The sequence below is a fragment of the Rhizomicrobium sp. genome, assembly GCF_056722145.1.
In genome coordinates this window covers 19,175-46,066 of record NZ_JBWZET010000206.1, presented here as the reverse complement: position 1 = coordinate 46,066, position 26,892 = coordinate 19,175, and the positions used below count along the sequence as shown (strand labels likewise).

Below are 26,892 nucleotides of genomic sequence, written 5' to 3'. Positions count from 1 at the left end.
AGGCCTTCACGGATGACGGCATCGACCACCTTCGCGATCTGGTCCGCATGCGCGAAGACGCCCCGCACTGGCTCAAGCTCCCAGAATAGCAAGCCTATTTATCCGCGGCCCACGCCGGAGGCGTACGTTCCAGCGCTGTCGCCAGCAGTTTTTCGACGCGCTTTGCTGCTTCAAGTGAGGGATCGCGCTGGACGTGAGCGTAGATCGCAGTCGATCTCAGGTTCGCGTGCCCCAGGATCGCGCCCGTTAGGGCCAACGCTTCACCACTCGATGTAGCGGTGGAGCCGAGCGTATGGCGGAGGGTGTGTGGTGTCACGCCCGGCAATTTGGCAAGCTTCGTCACCTCTGCCCAGATATTACGCGTACCCTGATAGTAGCTTTTTCCCCTCTCGGCCGGAAACAGGTATCCGCTCGTTCGTTCCTTCAAGAGTTCCTGCAACAAGGCGGCGGCCGCCGGACCGAAGGGACGGACGGATTTTCCCGTCTTCGTATCGTCGAACTCAAATAGGTTGCTCGCGAGATTGACCTCGTGGACCCTGAGTTCTGCGATCTCGTTTCGCCGACAACCCGTGAGCGCCCATAATCGTGAAATCGCAATGGCCTTCGGGTTCGCGCCTTGCGCCTCCACCTTGTCGAACGCTTCGCCAAGGCGGGAGGCCTCTTCAAGGGTCAAGAATCTGTCGCGGCGATTATCGGTTTTCCGCACCGAAGCCTGTTCAACGGGGTTCCTTGCGTTGAACCCATGTCGTGCGCCGAAGCTGAATACGGCCGACAGATCTCGAACGACCTTTCGCGCGGCCCCCTCGCCTCCACGGACGATGACCCGCTTGCGCGGACCGACCTTCTCATCCTTAGCGGTCTTGCCCTGCGTCACATCGGCGACGAAGGTCTCGATATCCCCTGAGGTGATCCCATTGACCCGCTTGCGCCCGAGCAGCGGTTCAACATGATTGCGGAGCCGCGCCATCGTGCACTTTTTTGTCCATGGCTTCATCGGCATGCCTTTGTGCTTGCCGCGCTGGATCACACAACCATTCTTCTCATAGACGTCGAGCAGTTCCTTTATGGTGCTCTCGCGGCGCTTTTCCTGAACGTCCCCGGCGGGATCGCGTCCGCTGGCCGCGGCCCCAAGCAGCTCTTTGGCTTTTTTTCTTGCTTGCTCGACCGTCAGTGGGCCGTACCGGCCGACTGTAAGAAACCGCCTCGGCGCTGAGCGACCACCGCCATCCGCGCGGTATCTGATGATGAAGCTCTTGGTGCCGCTTTTTTCGACGCGCAGCCCGAACCCGGCAAGTTCGGTGTCCCACAGGTCGTATCTCGCGTTGCGCTTCTCAGCTTTTTCCACCACGGGCTTAGTTAGCCGGGTGCTCGAAGAGCGATCCATCGAGTCATTTCCCTTAGCATTCCTCGGTGGACTCCACCCTAAAATGGTGTCCACATGGTGTCCACCGCGATGCAAAAATCGAGCGTAGTGAGGCGTGATCGATCGGAGGTGAAAATTAGTAAGCAATTGAATATGCGATAGATTATCGTACAGCAGCGAAAGGGAGAAAAGTCTGTCGTAGCCCCTACATAACCTTGCCAAGGTTAGGGTCGGGCGTTCGATTCGCCTCGCCCGCTCCAAAGTGGCTGATAAAACAACGTGTTGCACAAGGGCGCCGTCAGCGCCCTTTTTGCTGCCTCAGGGCGGCCGGCGGCATCGTCATTCCGATCGACGCGTCAAGGGCACAGATCATCGCCACGCGCGAAGCCGGCTTCGCGGTAGGCCCGGCAGGCCTCGCCGTAGCGGGTAATGGTGACGGCGGCTTTGCCGGTCGAGCGTTCGTAGAGGAAGAGGACTTCGTTGCCGCCGCAATTGTGTGCGATGCAGGCCGTCCCTTCGATGCGATCGGTCAGTTTGGCGCCATCTCGGTCGGTCACCTCGCCGAAGGGGCTCACCACGTCCATCATGCTGAGTGTCTTGGCCTTGATCGCGTCGGGGACAAGAGGCCAGAACATTCGGCGGAAGGCTTGGGTCGCCACCGCATCGGATGTCATCCTGCCATTCTTCATCCGCTTGCACACCGGCGCGGTGGCCTTTTTATCCGTCGGTTTGAAGCAGTAGGCGCCCATCAGCCGCTCGATGTCGTTGCGCTGTTCCATGGCCTGCGCGTTCGAGGCAGCGATAGGTGGGGCGGCAACCGCGATAAGCACAACGCCCGCTATGATGCAGCCTCGGATCGATTTCGCTCTTGCCGCCATCGCATCAAGTCTCCGCACCATCCGACACGGACCATAACGCCGATCGGGCGCCGAGTTATGCGGTCCTTCGTCCCTCGTCCGGCTTTTTCCGGAAGGCTCAATGCACCAGCCGCATTTTCATGATGCGCTGGCCGATCTTGTCGAAGGTGGTGATGATCGCGCCCGAGGTGGTGAGCGGGAAATAATAGTCCGTCTTCGGCTCGGAGGCGCAATTCTGCAGCACATCCGACGCGCCGGTAGTGCCGGAAAGGTCGACGTAGACGGTGAAGATCACCACGCCTTCCTGCTTGGCGTTGGTACAGGCAAGTTCGGTGCGCAGGTCGGCGGCAGTGTCGCGAACGTTGGAATTGGGCGCCGCGGTCCAGCGGTTGTAGGTGTTGAAGCCGTCGCTGAATAGAATGATGTAGCGCTGGGTATCGCTCGGCAGGACCGGAGTGACGGGCGTCAGCGGCATGCCGGGCGTCAGCGCCAGCCAGCCGAAATCGACGCCGATGCCCTGGTTGGTCCAGCCGTTGGCGGTGAGGGCGTTGATCTGGCCGGTGAAATAGGTGATGTCCGCGGGCGTGGCGAGCGTGCGCAGCGGTGTGATCGTCGGCATTGGGCAATAGGTATTGTTCTCCGGCCAGACCATGGTGCCGCCGGTCGTCGGCAATGTGTCGAGCGTGTCGTAGTTCTGGTCGCGATCCATGACGCAGCCGGTCCAGGTGCTCTTGGCGTTGGCGATCCAGGTGTGGCTGTACGTGGTGTTGGAGCCGCTGCCGCCGGTCTTCACGCTGTTGTAGCAGCCGTTATAGAAATGGCCGTAGCCGTCCGCGGTCGGGCAGATGTAGCCCGAATAGGTGCCGCTCGAGGGCACTTTCGGGGACGGCGTGACCGTGCGGGCGTTGGCGTTGTTGGTGGGCGAGGTCTGGCACTGATATCCGTTGGCGCTCGTCGTCCACGGGCAGGTGCTGCCGGGACCGACCTTGTTGCCGGGCACGGCCGGCGGCGCTTTGTTGAAATCGGTCCAGTTGAGCCAGCTGGCGCTGGCATAGGCCGGTCCCAACCCGACGTTCTTGGTGAAGGGCACGATCCCAACCTGCACGTCGCCGGGATGGAGCGAGGCGGTCTTGAGCGTCGTCAGCAGGTTGATGGCACCGGTCTTGAGTGCGGAGATTTTGGTCGTCTTGGTCTTATCGGCTTCCGACATCGATCCCGAATTGTCGAGCACCAAGGCGACCCACAGCTTGGGCTGGTCGGCGACCGAGATCGCCTGGGCGGTGATGTCCCAATGGTCGATGCCGATGATCCGCAGCAGCGTCGTTGGCAGAGCATTGCCGTTGGCGGCCGTCATGCGCGTGGTGACGCGCACCGAATTGGTCGGCGTGCCGCCTATGGTGAAGACGTTGGTGGCGGCATTCCAGTTGCCGGATTCGACATCGGCCGCCGCCAGCACGGAGCCGTTGTTGGGCAGATTGAGGTTGGCGTAATTGACCGCCGCGGCGGCCGCCGCATTGGTGTCGGGCAGCGCCAGCGTGGCGGCGAGCGAGGCGGCATCGGCGGCGCCTTGCAGGATGTTGCGGGCGCGATAGGCGTCGGCGGCGTCGATGGCAAGGCCCGCCAGGCCGAGGAATACGGGCAGCATCATCACCATGAATACGGTGCCGGCGCCGCGCTCGTCGCGCAGGAAACGTCGTAAGCGTCGCATCATGTCGAGCAAGCTCCGGGCTCTGCGGGCATCGTCACCTTGGCGCCGAGCGAGTTCGCCATGAACCCGCCATAGGAGGCGAGCACGCCGAATACGCTGGCGCCCGCAACGGGCGTCGAGATCTGCACCACGTCGTCGGACCCTTGCGTGATGCTGAAGGTGTAGGTCAGCGGATAGAGCAGTTGGCTCTGGGCATAGGTTTGCGCATCGCTGGTCTTGCAATATTGCCCGGTCGACATGCGCCGCGCGGTATCGCGCGCCACGTCCCACATGTCGGCCTGGGTGAGGTAGAGCTTGCAGGCATCGGCGGTGAAGCCGAGGATCACCAGCAGGATCGGAATCCAGATCACGAACTCGACCGTCATCGAGCCGCGAGTCGATCGGGCGAACCGTTCAAGTCGCGCCTGCATCCGCATCATGCCACCCATAGCCAGGAAGGGAACCAGAACGAAGCGATCGCCGCGCCGAGCGCGATCCCGGCGCCGAACGGAACGCCCTGTTTTTGGCTGAGCACACGCGGCAACGGTCCGCGCCAACGCGCGGCGAAGCGGCGGGTCACCGTCAGGATCGCCAGCTCGACAAGGCCGGCAACGCCAATCCAGAACAGCAGCGGCACCAAGGCGCCGAACCCAGCCCACAGCGCGATCACCGCAAACAGTTTGGCATCGCCGGCGCCGACCTGGCGGAAGGCGAAGAAGGCAATGCCGACCATCAGCGCCAGTGCGAACGCCGCCAGATGCCACGGCCAATCGGTGCCGGCATGCCGCCACAACAGAACACCCGCGAACAGCGCGATCAGCGCCAGCGAGGCCCAGTTGGGAATGCGATAGCGGGCGATGTCCGACACCGCGACCAGCGCCAGCAAAGCGATGAACAGGGCCCAGATCATCGCATCACCACGCGAGGCGCGGCGGCTGCCATGTCGAAGCCGTTGAGGTCGCTGCCGGCGATGAGTTCGACCGCATTGCCTTTCGACGTCAACACCACCAGCTTGACGTTGGCCGGCAAGGTGCGCCGGATTCGCTCGGCCGCCTCGCGCGATTGGGCGTGACAGAACAGCACCGACTGGGTGCGATCGAAGCGGGTGGCGTTGGCAACGTGGTCGGCCGCGAAGCCGTGTCCTGACAGGTATTGCTGCAGCCGCCGCGCCAGATGGTACTGGCCGGAGGCGTTGGCGATCGAGAGTGGGGCGGTCACGGCGCCCAGCATGGCGGCATCGGCGGCGGCCGGCACCGCGTCCGCGGGCGCCACGTTGATGGGCGCAATGGGAGCGGCGCTCGGCGGTTCGGGCGCGGCGCCGGGCGGATTGAGCAGGGCCAGCAGAATCTTCGCCTTGGCGTGATTGCCGTGGCGCTCGAGGTAGTTGGCATAATTGTCGATCGTCACCGGCGAGCGGGTATCGAGTTTGAGCGCCTGTTCGAAGGCGGCGACGGCGTCGTCGTCGCGATCGAGCTTGGCCAGCGTGATCGCCTGACCGTTGCGGGCGGCGATGTTGCCGGGATCGCGTTCGAGGGCGGCGTCGAACCGCGCCAGCGCCAATCCGTAATTGCCGGCGGACAGGTCCCGCTTGCCGCGTTGATAATCGGAAACCGCGGCTGGCGAAGCGGCGAGATAGTCCTCTGCCGTGCGTTCGGAAATCGGCGCGCAGGCCGAGGCTGTGAGTACGGCGGCCAGCGCCGCCAGGGTTGAGCGTGTGGTCATAGGGACCCCGATTGGGCTTGCGTGAAGGAACGGATGATTTCGAGCAGTGCCGGACCGATCATGATGATCATGGTCGGGGGAACCGTGAACAGCATCGAGGCCAGCGCCAGCTTGAGCGGCATCTTGTTGGCGGTTTCCTCGGCCCGCATCACGCGCTTGAAGCGCATGTCGGCGGCATAGACGCGGATGGCCTCGGCGATCGAAACGCCAAACTGATCGGCCTGGCGCAGCACGCTGATGAAGGCGGTGATGTCGCCGACGTTGAGCCGCAGGGCAAAGTCCTTGAACACCTGGGCGCGGTCCTTGCCCGCCCACAATTCGTCGTTGAGGATCGACAGCTCTTCGGCCAGTACCGCATTGTGCCCGTGCAATTCGCGCGCGATGCGCCGTGCCGCCTGTTCGAAGCCCTGGCCAGCCTCGATGCAGACGAGCAGCATGTCGAGGGTGTCGGGAAATCCCTCTTCGGCGGTCTTCTTGCGCCGGGCGACGAGCCGGTCGAGCACGATCGACGGCGCCAGGAAGCCGATCAGGAAGGCGAACAGGATGGCGACGATCTGCAGCGGCGCCGGTGCGCTGGCGAACAGAAACGGGAACAGCACCGCCGCCACGAGCGTGAAACCAAGCGCCGAGACCGCCCGTGCCGCATGAAAGACGCGCACCGCAGCAGGGCGGCGGTAGCCGGCTTGCGCCAGCCTGAGGCGCGCCTGGCTGAGCTCATTTTCCTTGGCCGGGGTGACGAAGCGCGCGAAGCGTTTCAAGAGGTCGTCTTCGATCGCCGCTCTCGGGGTTGGATCGGGGGCGGTCACGGCAATGGCCGCGCGGCGCCGCCGTTCGCCGAGGATGGCGGTCACCGAGAACGCGGAAATCGCCGCTGCGCCGATCAGCAGCACGGACCCGACGATGAGAAAGGTGCTGGCCGGCAGCATGGGATCACACCTTGATCTTGGTGATGGCGTTCATCACCACAATGTTGATGACAAGAAGAATGCCGGTGACGACCGCGATGATCGGAAAGCGTTCGGTTTCGAGGGCGTGGTCGAAATAGTCTGGCTTCACCATCTTGATGCCGATCGCGATCAGGAACGGAAACGACGACAGCAGCCACGCCGACATCCGCCCTTCGGCGGTGACCGCCTTGACTTTGCGGAACATGCGGAAGCGCTCGCGGATGACGCCGCATAGCTTGGTGAGGGATTCGATCAGGTTGCCGCCGGCTTCTTCCTGGATCTGCAGCGCGGCGATGAGATAGCGCAAGTCCGCCAGCGGGACGCGCTCGCTCATTTCGCGAAAGGCGTCGGGGACCGACAGGCCGTAGGACACCTTGGCGTGAGCGATGGCGAATTCTTGCGAGATCGGCGCCGCCAATTCGCGCGCAATCACCGACAGAGACACGCTCAAGGGGTGGCCGACTTTCAGCGAGCGGATGACGAGATCGATGGCTTCGGGCAGCTGTTCTTCGAACCGGGCGATGCGCGAGGCACGGGCGCGGACCAGAAACAGCAGCACGGCCGCCGGTCCGAGTGCGAGGCCGAGCGGAAACGCCAGCAGCGTCACCTTGTGCGGCAACAGCAGCAGCAGCGCCAGCATTGCCAGTACCGATACGACGGCGGCGATGACCAGGGCCTGGGGCACCGTCATCGGCGAGCCGGCCTGCTGAAGCAGTCGCGCGAACTGGCTCGAGAGCGGCACCGATTGGCGCGGCTTGGCGTCGCCGTCGCGCAGCAGCCGCGATGCAGCGTCACCGCCGGTCGCTTGCGAAAGGCGCCGCTGCACCGCTTCGTCGTCGATGCCGCGCGAGGCGCGCAACAGGCCGAACACCGCATCGGCCAGCAACGCGGCGCAGACCGCGATGACGGCGATGCCGATGATGAAGGCGACGGTCCCGGTCATGCCGGTGCCCTCGCCAGGATGGCCGGAATCGGAATGCCGTATTCTTCGGCCTGGCGCAGGAATTTCGGCCGCACGCCGGTGGCGCGGTGCTGGCCCTGGATGTTGCCCGCCGAATCCATGCCGGTGCGCTCGAAGCGATAGACCTCCTGCATGGTGACGGTGCCCGATTCCATGCCGATGATTTCCTGGATCGAGGTGACGCGGCGCCGTCCGTCGCTCATGCGCTGCTGCTGGATCACGACGTGAATCGCCGAAGCGATCTGGCCCTTCAGGGAATTCTGCGGCAGGTCGAGTCCGGTCATGCCGACCATATGTTCGAGCCGGGTGAGGGCATCGCGCGGCGTGTTGGCGTGGACGGTGGTCATCGAGCCATCGTGGCCGGTGTTCATCGCCTGCAGCATGTCGAGCACTTCGGCGCCGCGCACCTCGCCGACGATGATGCGGTCGGGGCGCATGCGCAGGGCGTTCTTGAGCAGGTCGCGCTGGGTGACTTCGCCGGTATTTTCGAGGTTCGGCGGACGCGTCTCGATGCGGCAGACGTGGCGCTGCTGCAGCTGCAGTTCGGCGGTGTCTTCGATGGTGAGGATGCGTTCGCGGTTGTCGATGTAGCTGGAAAGTGCGTTCAGCAGCGTCGTCTTGCCCGAGCCGGTGCCGCCCGAGATCAATACGTTGCGCCGCGTCGCCACGATAACCTGGAACAGCGCCGCCATTTCGGGATTGATCGAGCCGATCTCGACGATACGGTCCATGGTGTAGGGCGTCTTGGAGAATTTGCGGATCGACAGCAGCGGCCCGTCGACGGCGCACGGCGGCACCAGCACGTTGACGCGGCTGCCGTCGGCAAGGCGCGCGTCCATGTAGGGCTGCGATTCATCCACCCGCCGACCGACGCCGGTGACGATCTTCTGGATGATGCGCATCAGGTGGCGCTCGTCCTTGAAGCGGGCTTCGGTGGCTTCGAGCTGGCCGCGGCGTTCGACGAAGACATGCTGGTGGGTGTTGACCAGGATGTCGGTGACGGTCGGGTCCTTGAGGAATGGCTCCAGCGGCCCCAGCCCCAGGACTTCGTCGAGCACTTCTTCGGTCAGCTGATGGTACTCGGCTGACGACATCACCTGGCCCTCGCCATCCACCATCTTGCGGATGATCGGCGTCAGTTCCGCCTGCAGTTCGCCGCGGGTCATTTTTTCGAGCACGCCGAGGTTCAACACCTCGAGCAGCTTCTGGTGCAGATGGACCTTCAGGTCGGTGCGCGGCGCCGAATTGACGGGCTCGCTGCGCGGGCTGACGAGCGGCGTGGTGGCCGGGTCTTCGTTCGCCGTCTTGTTATCGGAAAACACGCGGAACATGGCTCACCCTCACAACAGGCCGAACAGGCCGCGCTTGGCGACCTGGGCTTCGCCGGTTTCGCTCGCGACGATGTCGCCGATGGCGCGCGCGAACAGGCTTTTGGGCGCCAGCGTCACCGCCGGGGTTCCCTGGTTCACCGATTGCTGCACGATCGGAAAATCCTCCGGTACGATGTGTTCGACCGCCCGTCCGATCGCCGAATTGAACTCGGCCGGCGTGATCAAGCTCTGCTTGGACTGCTTGGCGTGGCGGTTGACGACGATCGAAATCGGCAGATGCAGATCGTGCTGCTGCAACAGGAAGAAGAATCGCGCCAGGTTGTGGGCGGCGGGTACCGTCATCGGGGTGACGAGATAGATGCGGGTTGCCCGGCTGAGCACCACATCGGTCCAGGTTCCCAATGCCACCGGCAGGTCGACAACGGTGATGCGGAAGCGGGCGCGGGCGGCGTCGAGAATGGCGGCGGCGGTCACCGGCTTCAAGGCATCGAGCGGCAGCGGAATGCGCGGTGCCGGCAGCACGTAAAGCTCGCTGTGATGGCGCATCAGCATTTCGTCGAGTCCGGTGCGGTCGAGTCGGCCGGGTTCGTCGATCAGCGCCTGCAGGGTGGAGGCGCGCGGCACATCAAGCAGCGAAGCGACGCTGCCGAACTGCAAATCGAGATCGAGAATGGCACAGCTTTTGCGCGCCGGTCCCTGGTTGAGGCTGGCGGCGACGTTGACGGCCAGCGTCGTGGCGCCGGCGCCGCCCGAAACGTGCAGGAAGACGATGACGCGCCCGCTCAGGCCGGAGCCATCGCTCGCCGCCTTCTCGCGCGCTGCCGTCAAATGTTCGGCCGCAGTCGTGCCCGCCACCGGGCTTGCGTTCTGGAAACCTTCGGTTTTGTCGTGCAGCGACGGTTCCTCGCGCGCTTCGTCCAGCGGCAGACGCAGAACGGCCGCGCTCATCGCCCGCTCTCCGGGACTGGTTCAGGTTTCTTTCGACCCATTGGCATCGTGACGATCCTAGTGCGCGGCCTGATTGTCGGTGGTGGTAGGCGCGCCGCCGCTATCCGCGTTCTTGCCGGAGGCGCTGGTGGGTGGGATGACGGCACCGCGACGGTAGCGGTCCAGTGCCCGCCAGGCGCGCTCGCCGTCGGTGATGAAGGCACCGTGATCGTCCGGCGCATTGGGATTGGCGAGTTGGGCGGTGATGTTCTGGCGCACCGCCAGCCCGGCGTCGGCGGTCATTTCGCCTTCGCGTTCATCGACCAGGTTGGAACAGGCGCCGAGCGGCAGGGCGACCAGCAGTGCGAAGAGAAGCGTCCTCATGGCAGCGCGTATCCTTCCTTGTCCTTCTTGACGTCGCCCAGCGGCGCGGCGGGCGTCGTCGGCGTGCCGGAACTCGGCGTTTCGACCCGGCCGTCGATTCCGAAATGCTCGGACTGGCGCGGCAGGGTGAGGGTGTCGAGCGGCGTCGCCAGCTTGGCGGCGACGGTCGGCTGCACCAGATGCACGGTGATGATGATCACGAGGTCGGTCTGGTTGTGCTTGTAGTTGGGCGAGCGGAACAGCGTACCCAGGATCGGCACGTCGCCGAGGATGGGCAGCTTCTCGGTGGCGTTGGCGAAATCGTCCTGCAACAGACCGGCGATGGCGAAGCTCTGGCCATCGCGCAGTTCGATCGTGGTGCGGGCGCGCCGGGTCTTGAGCGCCGGAATCTCGAAGCCGTTGGCCTTCACCGCCAGGCTGTCGTCGATCGAGGAGACTTCCGAGCGGATCATCAGGTTGACGAGATCGCGCGAAAGCACCGTCGGCGTGAAGGCGAGGCCGACGCCGTAATCCTTATATTCGACAGTGATGGTCGAGGAGGCGCCGGCGGTCAGCGCGTTCTGTGCCACCGGAATGGGAAACTCGCCGCCGGCCAGGAAACTGGCGGTATCGCCCGACAATGCCACGAGGTTGGGCTCGGCCAGGGTGCGGATCAGGCCTTGGCGTTCCAGCGCATCGAAGCCGGCATGCAGATCGTAATTGCCGCTGGTGAAATGACCGGCGATGGCGCCGAAGGTCTGGGAGGTATCGACCGGAATCGGGAACGGCGGCCCGGTCAGAATTTGGGCGCCGCTGCCGCCGGCAAGGTAATGCAGATCGGTCGCGGTGGTGATGTGCTTCAAGGCGGTGCGCGCGACTTCGGCGAACTTGACTTCGAGCAGCACCTGCTGGCTGCCGGAAAGGCCCAGCATGTTGGTGACCTTGCCCGGTGCAAAGCGCTCGGCGATCGCCACCGCCTCGCGGACATGATCGGCACTCGAAACCTGTCCGGTCAAAACGATGCCATCGCCCGACGGCATGACGCCGATGTTTTCGTCCGGCATGGCGGCCTTGAGGCGGTTGGCGAGGCCGCTGACGTCGGTGGTGGTGACGACGAGATCGACCACCGCCACCGCTTCGCCCGCGGCATCGCGGAAGGTGAGGTTGGTGCTGCCCGCTTTCTTGCCGACGACATAAATCATGCCATCGGCCATCGCCTGCACGTCGGCGACATCACGCGTGCCGACCGAAATGCGCTTGAACGGCTTGTCGAGATGCAGCAGCTGGCCCTTGTCGAGCGGCACGAAGACGTGCGCGCTGGCGTCGCCGGCGTGGATTTCGGTGATCGGCGCGCTTCCCGCAACGGCGGGTGCCGCGATGGCGAGGAAGGCGGCGAGAAAGACGGCACGGCGTTTCATGAAGCCCCCGATGATCAATGAAAGGAACCGAGACCGACGCCGTACTGCACCTCTACCGCCTCGGCCGAGCGGCGGATGGGTTTGCGTGGCGGCGGCGCGTGGTGCCCGGTGGCAAGGTCGTTTTCGGACAGGCGGGCAACCTCGACGGTCTGCACGCCGCCGTCGTTGCGCAGCGCCAGACTGAGTGTTCCGGCCTGCTGCGCCAGCACCAGCTTGCCGGCCTGTTCCGGCGTCACTTCCACCGTCGCGGTACGTCCGACCACCGGCTTGTCGGTTTCGGTGGACGCCTGCTGGTCGATGCCCAAGACCTTGATATTCTGCAGGATGATGTCGGTGACGAGATTGTCGCTCGCGGTGCCGATGTGACGGGTCAGGATGACGTCGACGCGGTTGCCGGGCAGGATGAAGCCGGATACGCCGCTGACATCGTCGATCTTGATTGAGACCGCGCGCATGCCGTCGGCGACCATCGCCGACAAGATCGGGCGCGACCCCAATCCCGAAACCTTGCCCCGCAACACCGGCTCGCCGGCGGCCATGGCAACGAGACTGACGCGCTCGTTGGCGGATTTGGTGCCCTGGAAGATGGCGTCGACGGTGTCGAAGGCGCCGCTCGGCACCGACTCCTTGGGCCAGCGCACCAGACGGATATCCGCGGCCGAAAGCGCCGTGCCGCCGGGAAGGTCGCGGGCGGCAACGGCGACGCGGGTAAAGGCAGTATCCGGTTCATGGGCGCCGCTAAGGGCGGCCCCGATATAAAGCCGGATGACGACGACCGCGAGGATTGCCAAAATAACGCCAGCACCCAGACTGATATAGGAACGCCGCATCAAGCCCCCTTTGGATGCAACAAGGCATCGCTGCCGGCTGCGAACCGCAAGCGGCCTTGTTCACCCACACATATGTATTGAGGCATACGGCGGCAGCCGACGGAGACTGCCGCCGTCAAATAGTCATCAGATCAGGGATGCGGCGTTGTTCCCGTCGTGCCCGCGGTCGTGTTGATCTGGGTCCCGATGGTGTTGGCCGGGGCCTTCAAATTGCCCAGTACAAGCCAGCCGATTGCGATCGCGCCGACGACAAGCGCCGAAGCCAGGGCGACCCATTCGACGGTCACCAGACCGTCTTCGTTATGCAAAAAAGCGTTGAGAACGTTGGACATGGTGTTGCTAACCCCTTGTTTTGCTACCCCAAATATCTGCCCAGGTGCGCACACAACCTAAATTTGTCCCGGCCAGTGAGAACCTGTTTTAAAATAGTTATAAATTTGGGTCATTACGAAAAGATATCGGAAACATTACATTTGCAATTGATGCTTAAGTTTACCAAGGACAGCATCGAAAACGCGAAGGAATGCCGTCGCGGCACCGAGGAAACAGTTGTCATCTATATTTTCCTATACAGTATATAACTTGAAAAAGTTGGCCTGGAGAACAGTCGAAACGCTTCCCTTACTGCCACGCCTTGGCGTGTGAACGCGGGTTCCGTTGCGTTGACATCGCCGCGGTGGCGCGCGCAGATTTCGCCGGTTGGGACAACGGGGAGGGGGCCCATGCGAATTCTAACGGCGATAGCGGCGTGCGCGCTGGTCGTTCTGATGCCCGTCAAGGCGAACGGCGAAGCCTATTCGTCGGATCAACACGGATTTTCTGCCGCGTTTCCAGCCGAGGTCACGGTCGGCGAGCCGCAAGGGTCCGAAACCGACGCGCACGGCAATTACATCTCGAAATCGGTGATCGTCCAATCGCGGGTCTTGGGGGTGTGGACGGCGATGGTCACAGTCGACACCTATAGCGTGGCGCGCAAGATCGACGCCAATGCGGCGCTAACCACCATGCCGAAAATGTTTGCGGCTCAGCTCGACGCCACCATCACATCGAGCAAGCCCGGCAAGGTCGGTCCCTACAAGGCGCGCTTCTTCACCTACGAGACCAACGACAAAAGCGCGTCCGGCAAGGGTATCATGATCATCGTGCCGAGCGCCAAGCCGCGGACGTTCCAGGTCTTGACCTCGCACACCGGTCTTGCCTCGCCCGAGAACATCGCCGAGCTCGAGAAATTCCTGGACTCGTTCCAGCCGAAATGACGGCCGGCGCGCGATCAAAAAAGCAGCCGGGGTTTTCCCGGCTGCTTCGTCTGGCGGTACCGCCGTTACGGCCGCGTGACAGTCAATGCGCATTTCACGCCGCGTTTGGCGGCTGTGGCGCAATCTACCGCCTCGAACGGTGCCTTGACCCCGTTAAGGGGAACGTAGGCGACTAGGCCTTGTGGATGCTGCGAGCATTTGAATTCGACGACGAAGCGCTTGAGGTTGGTCTCCTGGCCGCGGATGACGACGTCGTGCTCGCCGGCATCGCAGGCGATGGAGCGTTGCTTCAGCGCATTGAGGAAGGTCTGCACCGTCAGTGCCTCGCCGCCATTGTCCGATAGCTTGCACGGCAGGCCGCGCGCATTGGAATCGTGGCAGCTCATCACCCGGACCGGCGCGGTCGATCCCGGCAGCGCCAGCGTGAGGATGTAGCCGGTGTTATCGCTGCAGGCGATTTCGTTGAATTCGACATGTGAGACGGTATTGGGCCCGAGCCAGCGTGTGTCGCGTACGGTGCAGGGTGTGCCGGCTTTGGTCATGATGGTGGTTGCCATCGCTTTGACGTCGGCCAAGCCTGGCAGGCCGCAACTTGGGCCCGGGCGGCGTCCGGCGGCGATGTCGCTGGCGCGCGCCGCATCCGCGGCGAAGCACGATAGGCCGGTCGCCGTGAGGGTTTCGCGCGAGGTCAGGAAGTAGCCAACACCGTTCGAGCAGGCAGTTTCGAAGGTTTTGGTGTCGATGGTTTTGCCGGCGACGGTATCGGGCCCCTGTGCCGCCAGAATGGCAGTGTCGACTTGGCAACCGAGCGGCATGGCCGCGGCGATGGCGATCGCCGCCTCCTTGTCTTCGCGCATCAGGTCTTCGACCGTCTTGCCCTTGGCCTTGTCGTCCTTGCTGAGGCGCTTGGAGAGATCGGCGTAGTCTTGCAGTTGATTGAACTGATCGCTGGTCAAGCTGCGCGATCCCATCTGGGCGCCGGGGCCCACCGTGCCACCGCCCATGCCGCCACCGCCACCATTGGGGCCACTTTGCTGCGCAGGCGCCGGTAATGTCGCCAACGCCAGTCCGAGACTCGCAGCAAGCAACAAACGTCTCATCGTGAATCCTCCCCCTCGTTTTCTATCACGGCCCCACGCCTGCCATATCCGAGCGGAAGCTAGCTTCGCGGAGCCTATGAGACCAGAGTAACGCCCTCTGGGAACGCTACCAAACAGATAATTGTGGCATTCCAACACCCGCTAGTGAGTCATCCTGCCATACGCCAAAAATTGTATGATTTATTATACATCAACGACTTAGTAGAGACTGCGACACGATCGCACTACGCTGGCGCGAATCTGCAACACCTTTTGCCCATTTCAGACACAATGCCGCCCCAATCTTGACCGGCGAATGTTGATAGCGTTATCAAGCACAACCGGGGGAGCGGCGCACAACCACAGTAAGCGCTGTACGCGCGTCGCTTCGCGATCGGCTTGGGCTGATCGCACTGCCTGGACGCGAAAAAGACTACCCAGGGGAGGGAAAAACATGCATCCAACAGTGAGCAAACTGAGCGGTCGCGCCAAGACGGTGCTGCTGGGTACGACCATGCTTGCGAGTGCGGTTGCGCTCGGCGCGCCAGCTTTGGCGCAGGAGCAGATGGAAACGGTCACCGTGACTGGCATCCGCGCCAGTCTGCAATCGGCTCAGGCCATCAAGCAGAATTCCGACCAGGTGGTGGATTCGATCACTGCCGTCGATATCGGCGCGCTGCCTGACCGCAGTGTGGCCGAAGCATTGCAGCGCGTTCCCGGCGTGCAGGTAACGCGTACCGACCAGATCCATGACCCGCTGCGCTGGGCCGGTTTCGGCAACGGCGTGTTCATTCGCGGTTTGTCGTGGGTGTCCTCGCTGACCAACGGCTTCGAAACCTTCGGCGCCGAAAACGGTCGCACCATCAGCTTCGCCGACGTGTCGCCGAGCCTGATGAGCGCGGTCAATGTCTACAAGAACCCCGACGCGACCATGATTGAAGGCGGCGTTGGTGGCGTCGTCGATCTCAAGACGCACGTTCCATTCGATTTCGACGGCCTCAAGCTGTCGGTCGGTGCCGACTATTCCTATGGCATGAATTCGGAAAAGTTCGCACCGTCGGCCAACGTGCTGGTCAGCGATCGCTGGAATACCAAGGTTGGTGAGATCGGCGTTCTGCTGTCGGCCGATTATCAGGATCTACGCGCCTCGAACGGCCTCGTGTCGACCGGCGCCTATACCGGCACCTGTGGAGCCGCCAACACCTCCTACACGCTGCCCTGCCCGACCATCAACGGCCAAACCAAGCAGGTCTATTTCCCGGTCGGCCTGACCAGCGATGAGCAGGTCGGCTACCGCCACATGGACTGGAAGCAGCCGCGCGTCACGCTCGATGGCACGGTTCAGTGGCGTCCCAGTGAACGGCTCGAATTCACGGCGACGGCGATCTGGTCCAAGGCCGAGCCGCAGAGCAACGAACACAACGTGGCATGGGACCTTTATCCGGTCGTGCCGCAGACCAATGCCTCGGCGCTGCCGAACTACAAGTATAATGCGCAGGGCGATTTCATTGGCGGCACCATCTACAACGCCTTCGAGAACTCGAGCTACGCCAACTATTTCGATTCGCGTTTTGATGCCCGCCATCACATCAACGGCAACTACTCGCTGGCGATGAAGTGGGATCCGACCGATCGCTTCCACGTCAAGGCCGACGTGCAATACGTCGATTCACGCGCCTACATGTACAGCGTGACGATGTATAACTCGATCAAGTACAAGTACTTCTGCCACTTCCCGGAAAATGGCTGGAGCGGCCCGGGTTACTCCAACGCTCTGCCGCCGCCGAGCGTCGGCAGCACGCCGGGCGGCTGTTACAACGGTACCGCTGCTGCGGCAGATGCGCGGTATTGGCCGAACGCGCCGGAAATCGACGTCACCGCCGATCTCGCCGACGACTCGCCGAAGATCACGTACAACGCTGCCGGTGCCACCGCGCTTGGCGATCCCAGCAATTATCTCTGGGCCGCCGCGATGGATCACGTCGAGAACAACTATGCCCATAGCTGGGCGACCAAGGCCGACTTCACCTATGATTTCGCCGGCCCGGTCGCCAAATGGGTGAAGGACGTCGAATTCGGCGGCCGCATCAGCCTGAAGCAGGCGGTTTCGCGTCGCTCGAATTGGAACTGGGGCAAGACGACCTTCAAGATCTGGTCGAACGGCTGGACCGGCGTTCCGGCGGCTCCGTCGGGTTATGCCCCGAGTGCAGCCTGCTTGGCCGAATACTCCGCCGCCAACGGTCCGAAGCTCTGCCAGGAACGCGACGGCATCGGCGACTTCTCGACCTCGCTGTCTTCGCCCTACGTCTACAAGTACAACTTCCCCGCCTTGTTCGGCACCTCGATGCCGTCGGTGTGGGAAGCCAATCCGGCCTGGCTCGCCAAAGGCATGGGCGCGGTTTGGCTGGGCGCCGGCACCTCGGGCGGTGGCATCCAGGCGATCGAGGCGAATGCCACGAAATTGGCCGGCATCTCCGGCATGTGGCAGCCGCTGTCGGTAACCGCCGGCTGCGATCCCAAGAGCGTCGAGTATCTCTGCAGCAAGATCTACGACGGCACCAACCCGACCAGCAACGGCGGCGGCATCAACGAGCAGACCGAAAACACCTATGCTGGCTATGTCCAGTTCGACTTCGCGCATGACACGTTCCTCGGCACCGAAGTTCCGGTTGACGGCAACATCGGCGTGCGGATCGTTTCGACCGAGACCACGTCGACTGGTTATATCATTCTGGGCAAAGTCTCCCGTTGCCCGACGAGCCTTGCGACGAGAAATGCAACGACTTGTGCGGGTGTAATCGAAGCTCAGACGTTCGTCGACAACGGTAACACCGACGGCATGACGGCCGACATGGGAAGCCTGAAGATTCCGGCGCCGGAAGTCGACAACCAATACACCGACATCCTGCCGTCGTTCAATTTCCGAGCACACCTTAGCGATACGCTGCAACTTCGCCTCGCGTATTCGCAAGGCCTCGTCCGCCCGGATTTTTCCAACACCCAGAACTACACGCTGTACGGCTTTAATTTCAACAACGGCGACATCGTCGGTTGCGGCGGTGGCACCGTGCCCGAGGCGTGCACTGGATCCACGATCGGCAAGCGTGGCGCCGGCGGCAACCCGCACCTGAAGCCGCTGCACTCCAACAACTATGATGCCAGCATCGAGTGGTATTTCTCGGCCAGCGGCCACATTGCGTTCGGGCTCTTCCACAAGGACATCACCAACTACTTCATGTCGGCGACGTCGCCCGAAACCGTCACCCACAACGGCGTTACCGAGACCTTCCAGGTCACCCGTTATGTCAACGGCGACAAGGGCAAGCTGGAAGGCTTCGAACTCGACTACCAGCAGTTCTATGACTCGCTGCCGGGTGCATGGGGCGGCATCGGCCTGCAGCTCAACTACACCAAGCTGTACAATCACGGCGGCCACAACACGACCGTGAACATCAACAATACCGGCCTTGCCACCGGCAGTCTCACCGGCGTCGACCTTGCGGACAGCACGGCCCTGCCGATGGAAGGCATGTCGAACGACAGCGCCAACCTTGCCCTGCTGTATGCCAAGTACGACATTGACGCGCGCATCGCCTACAACTGGCGTTCGCGCTTCCTCGTCAACAGCTCGGCGGTGAACCTGAACCAACCCGTGTTCGAACGGAATTACGGTCAGGTCGACGCGTCGGTCCTGTACAGCTTCCTCGACCATTACAAGGTCGGCTTCCAGGCCAATAACATCTTCAAGCAGACCACCGTCCTGGAAATCGGCGGCACTCCGCTGTTGCCCGTCTCCCACACGCCGAAGTACGAGTGGGTCGAAGGCGAACGGAAATTCTCGCTCGTCATGCGCGCCAGCTGGTAGTTCGCGCAAGCCTTAGTGCTCTATGCCCCCCGGTGGCGACGCCGGGGGGATTTCTTTTCCTAGCGGCAGCACTTGTGGAGCGGCAACGCCCGCCTAAAATGGCGCCGCTTCGTTTCGGGCGCGTCTGTCATGAGCCAACCGTCGAATGCCGCGTCTGCCGAGGCGGAGTATCAATCCGCCAAGCGCCTGCATGCCGAAGGTCAGCTTGAGGACGCCGAGCGCATCTACCGCCGCCTGATCGAGACCGCGCCCGATCACGTCGTTTTGCTGCAGCGGCTCACCGATGTTTGCTATCGCACTGGGCGCACGGTCGAAGCGGTCGGATTTGCCCGCCGTGCGATTGCGATTGTGCCGACGGACCCGCAGATGCTGTCCAATCTCGGTGCCATGCTGTACCAGATCGGCTCGATCGACGAGGCGTTGGCGGTGCTCGAACGGGCACTCGCGTTGCAGCCGTCATCCGGGCAGACGCATACCAACCTCGGTATGGTTCTGACCGCTGCGGGCCGTCGGGAAGAGGCGCTCGGCCATTTCGTCCGTGCCGCGGAACTCGATCCCAAACTGGCAGCGCCGCACAACAACATCGGCAACGAGCTGTTGGCGCTTGGTCGCTATGAAGAAGCGGCGGTGGCGTTCCGGCGGGCACTCGAACGCGACGCGGCATCGGTCGAATCCTGGAGCAATCTTGGCAACGCCCTGTTTCGGTTTGGTCGTCACGGCGAGGCGATGGCGTGTTTCGAACGGGCGCTGGCGTTGAACCCCTCATTTGCGTCGGCCCACTACAATTGGGGCACGGTGCTGGGAGAACTGGGCGCCCATGACGAGGCCGTGGCGCACTATCGCCGCGCGCGAGAGATCGATCCATCGAACGTTTCGGTTTGCAACAATCTCGGCCGTTCGCTGAATGCTCTTGGCCGGAGCGGCGAGGCGGTTGCCGCGTTCGAGGCCGGTCTGGCGCTCGATCCTGATCACGCCCGATGCCACGCCGGGCTCGGCAACGCCCACCTGTTTCTCGGCCGGCTGGCGCAGGCGCGCGTGGAATGCGCCAGAGCGGTGTCCCTGGCGCCGAACGATCCGGCGGTGCACCGCGCCCAGAGTGAAATGAAGAAATACACGCCAGGCGATCCGCAGATTGCGCAGATGGAGGCGCTGGCGCGCCGGGCGTTCGAGGAGGCTGATCGCGCCGAGTTGCACTTCGCGCTCTACAAGGCCTATGCGGACCTCGGCGAGCACGAGCGCGCATTTGCCAGTCTGGTGAACGCCAATGCCGCCAAGCGCCACCTGATCGCCTATGATGAAGCCGCCAATCTGGGCGAGATGCGGCTCACGGCGGAACGGTTCACCGCGCCGTTCCTGGCGTCCAAGAGCGGCGGCAATCCTTCGGAGATGCCGGTATTCATTTTTGGCATGCCGCGCTCGGGTACGACGCTGGTCGAGCAGATTTTGGCGAGCCACCCGGCCATGTTTGCGGCCGGCGAAACGCCAGCGTTCGGTCGTACCGTCGTCGGCTCTTATCGCGTCGGCCGGGCCACGCTCGATGCGGTGTCACTGAGCCAGGACGATCTGCAGCGTCTCGGCACCCGCTATATCGAAGCGGTCATGGCCCCCGCGGGCAAGACGCGATTTACTGACAAGATGCCGGCAAACTTCCGCTTCGCCGGGCTGATCCACATGGTGCTGCCGCGGGCGCGCCTGATCCATGTCCGCCGCGATCCCCTCGACACCTGCTTTTCCTGCTACACCAAGCTGTTCAACGGCGCCCTCGACTACACCTATGACCTCGGTGAACTTGGCCGCTATTACCGCGCCTACGAAAACCTGATGGCACATTGGCGCACTGTTTTGCCTCCTGGCGTCATGTTGGACGTCCGTTACGAAGATCTGGTCGGCGATTTGGAGGCGGGCGCGCGCGCCCTGCTTGCACATTGCGGTCTCGATTGGGACCGACGCTGTCTCGAATTCCACAAGACCGAACGCGCCGTCGTCACCGCTTCAACGGCGCAGGTACGCCAGCCGCTCTACACAACGTCCATCGGCCGCTACAAGCCATATGACGCCTGGCTCGGTCCGCTGCGCCAAGCTTTGGCAATGCCATGAATGACCTTTTCACCCACGCCAAGGACCTTCATGCCGCCGGACGAGCGCAGGAAGCCGAGCGGCTTTATCGCGAAGTCCTGGCTAGCCAGCCTGATCATGTCGAGGCCTTGCACGGTTTGGGTGTGTTGTGCCTGCAGACCCAGCGGCTGGAACCGGCCTTGAAGTATCTCGGCAAGGCGGTAGCGGTGGACCCGGCATCCGCAACGCTGCTCAACAATCTCGGCGTGGCGTTGGCCGCCGCGGGCCGCTTTGAGGAAGCCGCTGATGCCTACCGACGATCGCTGACGATCGCGCCCGACGCTCCTGGAGTGCACGTCAATCTCGCGGCTGCGCTAGGTGCCGGCGGGCGCACCGACGAGGCGATCGCGCAATTGCAGCGCGCCGTTCGACTCCAGCCTGACAGTCTCGATCTGGCGATGCATCTGGCTGTCACAGCCCTGCGCGCCGCGCGGTTCGAGGCGGCGGAGGCCGCATATCGCGCCGCGCTGGCGCTACAGCCCGATCTTGCGGAGGCGCATTGCGGCCAGGGCGAAGCGCTGGGGGCACTCGATCGCCATGAGGAAGCGGCGCGCTGTTTCGAGCGCGCGATTGCGCTCGCGCCAGACGTTGCGATGGTCCATTACAACTACGGCAGCGCGCTGACGTTCCTCGGGCGGTTGGACGAGGCGCGTACGGCCTACGAGACCGCCGTCGGCTTGGCGCCCGAGGTGCCGTCTTATCGTTATGCCTTGATGGCGTTGAAGCCGATTGCGGCCGATGATCCCGATCTGAGGGCCCTCGAACGCATGGCGTTGTCGGCGGCAAATTATCCGGCGTGGGAGCAGGCCGAACTGCACATCGCGCTGGCTGGTGCTTACGACGGGCTCGGCCGCTGGGAGAAGGCCTTTTCCCATTTCGAGTCAGGCAATGCCATCAAGCGGCGTCTGGTGCGCTATGACGAAGCCGAGGAGTTGAGGCGCCTCTCCGATGTCGCGGCCCGGTTCACGCGCGAATTCCTCGCCACCCACGCAGGCGAGGGCGATCCCGATCCGCGACCGGTATTTGTTGTCGGCATGCCGCGTTCGGGCACCAGCTTGGTCGAGCAGGTTCTCGCCAGCCATTCGGCGGTGTTCGGCGCCGGTGAACAATCGATCCTGCCGGCTCTGGCCGCCGCCGGCCCGACGGAGTGGCGCGTCCTTGGTGCAGCCTACGTCGAACGCCTTCAGCGCCTCGCCCCTGAGGCGGAGCGCATTGTCGACAAGCTGCCGGGCAATTTCGTTCATGCCGGTCTCATTCATCTGGCGCTGCCGAACGCCCGCATCATCCATGTCACGCGCGATCCCCTCGACACCTGCTTTTCCTGTTATTCGAAGCTGTTTTCGGGCGCGGTGAACTACGCCTACGATCTTGGCGAACTTGGCCGCTATTACCGCGCCTACGCAGCGCTGATCGCGCATTGGCGCAGCGTCTTGCCGCCGACAGTGTTGCTCGATGTTTCCTACGAGGCGCTGGTGGCCGATCTCGAGCCGCAGGCGCGCCGGCTGGTGGCCCACTGCGGGCTCGAGTGGGAACCGCGCTGCCTTGCCTTTCATGCCAGCAAGCGCGCCGTACGGACCGCGTCCGCCGTGCAGGTGCGCCGCCCGCTTTACAACAACGCCATCGGCCGGGCGCGCCCGTATCTGCCCTGGCTAGGTGCGCTCCAGGCAGCGCTCGCACCATGACCCCGCAACAGCATTACGAAACTGCCCAGCAGTTGCATCGCGACGGCAACTATGCCGAAGCCGAGCGCCATTACCGCGAAGTCCTGCGCCAATTCGGCGAGTATGCCGGAGCATTGGTGCGTCTCGGGCAGGTGTGTTTCCTGCAGAACAAGTTCGAGGCCGCCGCGGAGGTGTTCCGCCGCGCGGTCGTCGCCGCCCCGCGCGATGCCGTGACTCATGCCGGCCTGGGCTGCTCGCTCAATGCGCTCGGCCGTCCCGCGGAGGCATTGACAGAGATTGATGCCGCGCTGGTCTTGGCGCCCGAGCGAGTTATATCGCGGCTCGACCGGGCCAACGCCTTGATAGCCCTCGGCCGTCCTGCCGAAGCAGTCGCCGAATACGAAGCGGTTCTGACGCAACAACCCGGGTCCCTGCCGACACTGGTCGCGCTCGGCACCTTGCTTAATGGGCTGGCGCGCACCGAACAGGCAATGGCCGTGTGGGAGCGTGCGCTCCAACTTCAGCCCGGCCGCACCGATCTGCATCTCAAGCTCGGTACCATGTTGCAGGACATGGAACAGCATGAAGATGCCGTCGAGCATTTCCGCGCGGCTGAGGCGATGCACCCTGATACGTCGACGCGTCTCGCATTGGCGCGTTCGCTGAGTGCGCTCGGCGAACGCGACGAGGCGATGGCTTTGATCGATGCCATCGTGGCGGAAAAACCCCGCAACATCGACGCGCTGTTCGAACGGGGCCGCGCCAACCAGCGCTGGGGCGATTTTGCTGCGGCCCGGCGGTCATTCGAGCAAGCCCTGGCGTTGAACCCCGATCTTCCTGCCGTCTGGTATGCCTTGGTCTCAGGCGAGCGCATTCATCCCGATCATCCGGCCGTGGCCGCGCTCCAAGCCATGCCCGCGGATCGTTTCCCCGACGTGGAACAGGTGTCGTTTCATTTCGCGCAAGCCAAGGTCTGCGACGATCTCTCCCGCCATGACGAAGCGTTCGAGCACTGGCAGGCCGGTCACGCCGTTCAGCGCCGCCTGACACCGTATGATGAGGCAGACGAGGTCGGATTGCTCGCCCGCATCGCCGAGCTGTTTTCGCGCGAGTTTCTCGACACGCCGGCCGGTGTCGTCGATCCGTCCGACCTTCCCGTCTTCATCGTCGGCATGCCGCGCTCGGGCACCACGCTGGTCGAGCAGATGCTGGCGAGCCATCCGCAGGTGTTCGGGGCCGGCGAAGCGGCGGACCTGTCGCGGCTCTACGACGCGCTGAATGCCGGTGACCGCCAGCCGACCCGCAGCGAACTGGCTGTGGTCGGGGCCCGCTATGTCGAGCGGATGCGCCGCCGCGCGCCCGAGGCCAGGCGTATCACTGACAAGATGCCAGGCAATTTCGCCGCCGTCGGCCTGATCGCTGCGGCGTTGCCCAATGCGCGTATCATTCACGTCCGCCGCGATCCGCTCGACACCTGCTTCTCCTGCTGGACCAACCTTTTTCACATTGGCCATCGCTACACCCACGATCTCGGCACGCTGGGCCGCTACTACCGCGCTTACGAACGCCTGATGGCGCATTGGCGCCACGCCTTGCCGGAAGGCCGTTTGATCGAGGTCCGCTACGAGGACCTGGTTACCGATTTCGCCGCTGAGGCCCGCCGGATCGTGGCGGCCTGCGGGCTCGATTGGGACGAGGCCTGCCTCGAATTCCACAAGACCGAGCGTCCGGTCGGGACCGCCAGTGCCTTTCAGGTGCGTCAGCCGCTCTACCGTTCGGCGATCGGCCGCGCCGCTCCCTACACTGATTATCTTGAGCCGTTGCGGAAGGCTTTGGTGGATTAGCAGCGATTTCGGCGGTGCCGCGTTTCTTCTCGCGAGGGAGAGCGCCGTGGCCAGGAAACTCGTCGAATACCGCAAGAAGCGTGATTTCAGCAAAACCTCCGAGCCGAGCGGCGCGAAGGCTGTGGCGCCGGCCCGGGCGTTGCGGTTCGTGGTGCAGAAGCATGCCGCCTCGCATCTGCATTACGATTTCCGCTTGGAAATGGACGGGGTATTCAAATCCTGGGCGGTGGCCAAAGGGCCGTCGGTCGATGCCGCGGTGCGCCGGTTGGCGGCCGAGGTGGAAGACCATCCGCTCGATTACGGCGATTTCGAAGGCACCATTCCCAAGGGGCAATATGGCGGCGGCACGGTCATGCTGTGGGATCGCGGGCTGTGGCAGCCGGACGGCGACGCCAAGGCGCTATTTGCCAAAGGCGACCTGAAATTCGTGCTGGCCGGCGAGAAGATGAAGGGCGGGTGGGTGCTCGTCCGCATGAAGAACGACAAATACAAGCGCAACCACCCCAACTGGCTCTTGATCAAGCACCACGACGAATTCGAGCAGCCCGGCGATCCCGATGCGCTGCTGGCGCTCGATCGCTCGGTGGCTTCGGGGCGCAGCATGGACGATATCGCCGCCGGCAAGGGCAAGAAGCCGAAGCCCTTCATGCGCGCCTCGGGTTTCGAACGCGATGCAGTGTGGAATTCCGATCAAGCCGATGCGTCCGATCCGGTCGCGCGCAAGAAATCGGCGCCGAAAGCCAAGCGCGCCGTTGCCATTCCAGACTTCGTGGCTCCGATGCTATGCAAGCTGGTGGAGCATCCGCCGGCTGGCGCCAACTGGGTCCATGAAGTCAAACTCGACGGCTACCGCATGCAGCTGCGGGCCGAGGCCGGCGCCGCAGTATTGCGCACCCGCAAGGGCCTGGATTGGACCAAGCGTTTTGCCGCCATTGCTCGCGCCGCCACTTCGCTGCCGGATGGAATTTATGATGGTGAGGTGGTGGCGCTTGATGCCAACGGCGCGCCCGATTTCGCCGCGCTGCAGGCCGCGCTTTCCGATGGCCGCGACGACGCACTGGTGTTCTTCATGTTCGATCTTCTGTTCGCCGGCAAACAGGATTTGCGCGAGGCGGCGCTGTCGGACCGCAAAGCCCGTCTTCGCCGCGTCGTGAGCGACAAGGGGCCTATCCGCTACGTCGAACATTTCAGCAGCGGCGGCGAGGCGGTGCTGCAGTCGGCCTGCCGCATGGCGCTGGAAGGCATCGTTTCAAAGAAGCTGACGGCGCCCTATACCGCGGATCGCAGCGGCGCCTGGACCAAAGCCAAATGCCGCGCCGGACATGAAGTCGTGATCGGCGGCTGGAGCGATACTGCCGGGCGCTTTCGCTCGCTCTTGGTCGGCGTCCACAAAGGCGACCGCCTGGTTTATGTCGGTCGCGTCGGCACCGGCTACGGCAAGGACAAGGTCGCGCGCCTGATGCCGCGGTTGAAAGCGGCCGCCAGCAAGACCAACCCTTTCACCGGCATCAATGCGCCGCGCAACGCCAGCGACGTGCATTGGCTGAAGCCGGACCTAGTGGCCGAGATCGAATTTGCCGGCTGGACGGGCGATGGCTTGGTGCGGCAGGCGGCCTTCAAGGCCCTGCGCGAAGACAAACCGGCCGCAGACGTCGAAGCCGAGAAGCCGGCCCCATCGGCGCGCCTGGTCAAACCCGCCCCGTCGCGTTCCAATGTCGTGATGGGCGTGCCGATTTCCCACCCCGACAAACCGTTGTGGCCGGGGATCACCAAGCTCGATCTGGCGCGCTATCTCGAAAGCGTCGGGCCGTGGATGCTGGAGCACATAAAAGGCCGGCCGTGCTCGATCATCCGCGCGCCCGATGGCATTGCCGGCGAGCATTTCTTTCAGCGCCACGCCATGCCGCACCAATCCAGCCTGTTGTCGATCGTCACGGTGTCGGGCGATCGCAAACCCTATCTGCAGATCGATCGGGTGGAAGCGCTGGCGGCGGTGGCGCAGACCGCGGCGCTGGAGCTTCACCCCTGGAACAACGCGCCGGGCAAGCCCGCCGAGCCTGGACGGTTCGTATTCGATCTCGATCCGGCCCCCGACGTGCCGTTCGATCGCGTCGTGGAGGCGGCGCTCGAACTGAAGGCGAGGCTGGAAGCGCTGGGGCTGGTGCCGTTCTGCAAAACCACCGGCGGCAAGGGCCTGCATGTGGTGACGCCGTACGTGGCCGGGACGGTCGACTGGCCGTCGGCGAAATCCTTGGCGCGCGAGATTTGCGCCCGCATGGCCGCGGATTCGCCCGCGAAATACCTCGTCACCATGGCCAAGAAGGACCGCACCGGCCGCATCTTCCTCGATTATCTGCGCAACGACCGGATGGCGACGGCGGTGGCGCCGCTGTCGCCGCGGGCCCGCGACGGCGCTCCGGTATCGATGCCGCTCACCTGGCGTGAGGTCAAAAAGGGGCTCGATCCGCACCGCTTCACCATCCAGACCGTGCCGGCGCTGATGAAGAAGAGCGCGGCGTGGCAGGACTATGGCGCGGCGCGCCCGAAGCTGATTGGGGTGCTGAAACAGCTCGCCGGGGCGCGGAATTGTCCCGGTTAACCGCCGACCTTGCCATGGCGCCGCTGGGGCAGCGTAGATCATTGAAACTAAAGGCGTATACAAATTG

At 63.6% G+C, this 26,892-nt stretch carries 21 protein-coding genes; 6 read left to right on the top strand and 15 right to left on the bottom strand.

Translation table 11 applies throughout. The features are described from left to right. Window positions 1-94: 94 nt before the first annotated feature. The 14 genes from AC1P6P_RS11175 to AC1P6P_RS11110 all read right to left on the bottom strand — a co-directional run bounded on the left by AC1P6P_RS11175 (window position 95) and on the right by AC1P6P_RS11110 (window position 12,738). On the bottom strand, window positions 95-1,384 hold the full coding sequence (locus AC1P6P_RS11175; protein ID WP_481402519.1) for a tyrosine-type recombinase/integrase: 1,290 nt from the start codon (window positions 1,382-1,384) through the stop codon (window positions 95-97). Between the two features lie 335 nt (window positions 1,385-1,719). After that, window positions 1,720-2,142: a hypothetical protein gene (locus AC1P6P_RS11170; protein ID WP_481402518.1), complete on the bottom strand. Its 423-nt coding sequence runs from the start codon at window positions 2,140-2,142 to the stop codon at window positions 1,720-1,722. A gap of 196 nt (window positions 2,143-2,338) precedes the next feature. Then, entirely contained in the window at window positions 2,339-3,931 is a 1,593-nt protein-coding gene (locus AC1P6P_RS11165) for a TadG family pilus assembly protein (RefSeq protein WP_481402517.1), read from the bottom strand. After that, window positions 3,928-4,338, bottom strand: a complete 411-nt coding sequence (locus AC1P6P_RS11160) for a TadE/TadG family type IV pilus assembly protein (protein ID WP_481402516.1) — start codon at window positions 4,336-4,338, stop codon at window positions 3,928-3,930. Before AC1P6P_RS11160 ends, AC1P6P_RS11165 begins: the two co-directional genes overlap by 4 nt. A 5-nt stretch (window positions 4,339-4,343) precedes the next feature. Next, window positions 4,344-4,817 (bottom strand): A24 family peptidase, encoded by a 474-nt coding sequence (locus tag AC1P6P_RS11155; protein WP_481402515.1) that lies wholly within the window; start codon window positions 4,815-4,817, stop codon window positions 4,344-4,346. Further along, entirely contained in the window at window positions 4,814-5,629 is an 816-nt protein-coding gene (locus AC1P6P_RS11150; protein ID WP_481402514.1) for a LytR C-terminal domain-containing protein, read from the bottom strand. Before AC1P6P_RS11150 ends, AC1P6P_RS11155 begins: the two co-directional genes overlap by 4 nt. Next, window positions 5,626-6,555, bottom strand: coding sequence for a type II secretion system F family protein (locus AC1P6P_RS11145; protein WP_481402513.1), 930 nt, complete (start codon window positions 6,553-6,555; stop codon window positions 5,626-5,628). The genes AC1P6P_RS11150 and AC1P6P_RS11145 overlap by 4 nt, the downstream gene beginning before the upstream one ends. Before the next feature lie 4 nt (window positions 6,556-6,559). Next, window positions 6,560-7,519: a type II secretion system F family protein gene (locus AC1P6P_RS11140; RefSeq protein ID WP_481402512.1), complete on the bottom strand. Its 960-nt coding sequence runs from the start codon at window positions 7,517-7,519 to the stop codon at window positions 6,560-6,562. Continuing rightward, window positions 7,516-8,868, bottom strand: coding sequence for a TadA family conjugal transfer-associated ATPase (locus AC1P6P_RS11135; RefSeq protein WP_481402511.1), 1,353 nt, complete (start codon window positions 8,866-8,868; stop codon window positions 7,516-7,518). The genes AC1P6P_RS11140 and AC1P6P_RS11135 overlap by 4 nt, the downstream gene beginning before the upstream one ends. Window positions 8,869-8,877: 9 nt before the next feature. Continuing rightward, a complete protein-coding gene (locus tag AC1P6P_RS11130) occupies window positions 8,878-9,816 on the bottom strand; it encodes a CpaE/TadZ family protein (protein WP_481402510.1) in 939 nt (312 codons plus the stop codon). A gap of 57 nt (window positions 9,817-9,873) precedes the next feature. After that, window positions 9,874-10,179, bottom strand: a complete 306-nt coding sequence (locus tag AC1P6P_RS11125; RefSeq protein WP_481402509.1) for a hypothetical protein — start codon at window positions 10,177-10,179, stop codon at window positions 9,874-9,876. Continuing rightward, on the bottom strand, window positions 10,176-11,576 hold the full coding sequence (locus tag AC1P6P_RS11120; RefSeq protein WP_481402508.1) for a type II and III secretion system protein family protein: 1,401 nt from the start codon (window positions 11,574-11,576) through the stop codon (window positions 10,176-10,178). Before AC1P6P_RS11120 ends, AC1P6P_RS11125 begins: the two co-directional genes overlap by 4 nt. Before the next feature lie 14 nt (window positions 11,577-11,590). Continuing rightward, a complete protein-coding gene (gene cpaB / locus AC1P6P_RS11115; protein WP_481402507.1) occupies window positions 11,591-12,406 on the bottom strand; it encodes a Flp pilus assembly protein CpaB in 816 nt (271 codons plus the stop codon). Between the two features lie 131 nt (window positions 12,407-12,537). After that, the gene (locus AC1P6P_RS11110) at window positions 12,538-12,738 is read right to left on the bottom strand and encodes a Flp family type IVb pilin (protein ID WP_481402506.1); all 201 of its coding nucleotides are present in this window, start codon (window positions 12,736-12,738) and stop codon (window positions 12,538-12,540) included. Window positions 12,739-13,128: 390 nt separating this feature from the next. Between AC1P6P_RS11110 and AC1P6P_RS11105 the strand changes: the two genes are divergently transcribed. Next, window positions 13,129-13,662 (top strand): hypothetical protein, encoded by a 534-nt coding sequence (locus AC1P6P_RS11105; RefSeq protein ID WP_481402505.1) that lies wholly within the window; start codon window positions 13,129-13,131, stop codon window positions 13,660-13,662. Window positions 13,663-13,727: 65 nt separating this feature from the next. On the opposite strand, the gene AC1P6P_RS11100 is transcribed toward AC1P6P_RS11105, so the two are convergent. Then, window positions 13,728-14,762 (bottom strand): hypothetical protein, encoded by a 1,035-nt coding sequence (locus AC1P6P_RS11100; RefSeq protein WP_481402504.1) that lies wholly within the window; start codon window positions 14,760-14,762, stop codon window positions 13,728-13,730. A gap of 433 nt (window positions 14,763-15,195) precedes the next feature. Between AC1P6P_RS11100 and AC1P6P_RS11095 the strand changes: the two genes are divergently transcribed. The 5 genes from AC1P6P_RS11095 to ligD all read left to right on the top strand — a co-directional run bounded on the left by AC1P6P_RS11095 (window position 15,196) and on the right by ligD (window position 26,825). After that, on the top strand, window positions 15,196-18,606 hold the full coding sequence (locus AC1P6P_RS11095) for a TonB-dependent receptor (RefSeq protein ID WP_481402503.1): 3,411 nt from the start codon (window positions 15,196-15,198) through the stop codon (window positions 18,604-18,606). A gap of 129 nt (window positions 18,607-18,735) precedes the next feature. Further along, a complete protein-coding gene (locus AC1P6P_RS11090) occupies window positions 18,736-20,703 on the top strand; it encodes a tetratricopeptide repeat-containing sulfotransferase family protein (protein WP_481402502.1) in 1,968 nt (655 codons plus the stop codon). Beyond that, entirely contained in the window at window positions 20,700-22,403 is a 1,704-nt protein-coding gene (locus AC1P6P_RS11085; protein WP_481402501.1) for a tetratricopeptide repeat-containing sulfotransferase family protein, read from the top strand. The genes AC1P6P_RS11090 and AC1P6P_RS11085 overlap by 4 nt, the downstream gene beginning before the upstream one ends. Beyond that, on the top strand, window positions 22,400-24,226 hold the full coding sequence (locus AC1P6P_RS11080) for a tetratricopeptide repeat-containing sulfotransferase family protein (protein WP_481402500.1): 1,827 nt from the start codon (window positions 22,400-22,402) through the stop codon (window positions 24,224-24,226). The genes AC1P6P_RS11085 and AC1P6P_RS11080 overlap by 4 nt, the downstream gene beginning before the upstream one ends. Window positions 24,227-24,272: 46 nt before the next feature. Beyond that, a complete protein-coding gene (gene ligD / locus AC1P6P_RS11075; protein ID WP_481402499.1) occupies window positions 24,273-26,825 on the top strand; it encodes a DNA ligase D in 2,553 nt (850 codons plus the stop codon). Window positions 26,826-26,892: the final 67 nt, after the last annotated feature.

Coding starts and splice junctions, on each gene's coding strand:
- AC1P6P_RS11175 (WP_481402519.1), bottom strand. CDS start 1,384: ATGGATCGCTCTTCGAGCACCCGGCTAACTAAGCCCGTGGTGGAAAAA.
- AC1P6P_RS11170 (WP_481402518.1), bottom strand. CDS start 2,142: ATGGAACAGCGCAACGACATCGAGCGGCTGATGGGCGCCTACTGCTTC.
- AC1P6P_RS11165 (WP_481402517.1), bottom strand. CDS start 3,931: ATGATGCGACGCTTACGACGTTTCCTGCGCGACGAGCGCGGCGCCGGC.
- AC1P6P_RS11160 (WP_481402516.1), bottom strand. CDS start 4,338: ATGCAGGCGCGACTTGAACGGTTCGCCCGATCGACTCGCGGCTCGATG.
- AC1P6P_RS11155 (WP_481402515.1), bottom strand. CDS start 4,817: ATGATCTGGGCCCTGTTCATCGCTTTGCTGGCGCTGGTCGCGGTGTCG.
- AC1P6P_RS11150 (WP_481402514.1), bottom strand. CDS start 5,629: ATGACCACACGCTCAACCCTGGCGGCGCTGGCCGCCGTACTCACAGCC.
- AC1P6P_RS11145 (WP_481402513.1), bottom strand. CDS start 6,555: ATGCTGCCGGCCAGCACCTTTCTCATCGTCGGGTCCGTGCTGCTGATC.
- AC1P6P_RS11140 (WP_481402512.1), bottom strand. CDS start 7,519: ATGACCGGGACCGTCGCCTTCATCATCGGCATCGCCGTCATCGCGGTC.
- AC1P6P_RS11135 (WP_481402511.1), bottom strand. CDS start 8,868: ATGTTCCGCGTGTTTTCCGATAACAAGACGGCGAACGAAGACCCGGCC.
- AC1P6P_RS11130 (WP_481402510.1), bottom strand. CDS start 9,816: ATGAGCGCGGCCGTTCTGCGTCTGCCGCTGGACGAAGCGCGCGAGGAA.
- AC1P6P_RS11125 (WP_481402509.1), bottom strand. CDS start 10,179: ATGAGGACGCTTCTCTTCGCACTGCTGGTCGCCCTGCCGCTCGGCGCC.
- AC1P6P_RS11120 (WP_481402508.1), bottom strand. CDS start 11,576: ATGAAACGCCGTGCCGTCTTTCTCGCCGCCTTCCTCGCCATCGCGGCA.
- cpaB (WP_481402507.1), bottom strand. CDS start 12,406: ATGCGGCGTTCCTATATCAGTCTGGGTGCTGGCGTTATTTTGGCAATC.
- AC1P6P_RS11110 (WP_481402506.1), bottom strand. CDS start 12,738: ATGTCCAACGTTCTCAACGCTTTTTTGCATAACGAAGACGGTCTGGTG.
- AC1P6P_RS11105 (WP_481402505.1), top strand. CDS start 13,129: ATGCGAATTCTAACGGCGATAGCGGCGTGCGCGCTGGTCGTTCTGATG.
- AC1P6P_RS11100 (WP_481402504.1), bottom strand. CDS start 14,762: ATGAGACGTTTGTTGCTTGCTGCGAGTCTCGGACTGGCGTTGGCGACA.
- AC1P6P_RS11095 (WP_481402503.1), top strand. CDS start 15,196: ATGCATCCAACAGTGAGCAAACTGAGCGGTCGCGCCAAGACGGTGCTG.
- AC1P6P_RS11090 (WP_481402502.1), top strand. CDS start 18,736: ATGAGCCAACCGTCGAATGCCGCGTCTGCCGAGGCGGAGTATCAATCC.
- AC1P6P_RS11085 (WP_481402501.1), top strand. CDS start 20,700: ATGAATGACCTTTTCACCCACGCCAAGGACCTTCATGCCGCCGGACGA.
- AC1P6P_RS11080 (WP_481402500.1), top strand. CDS start 22,400: ATGACCCCGCAACAGCATTACGAAACTGCCCAGCAGTTGCATCGCGAC.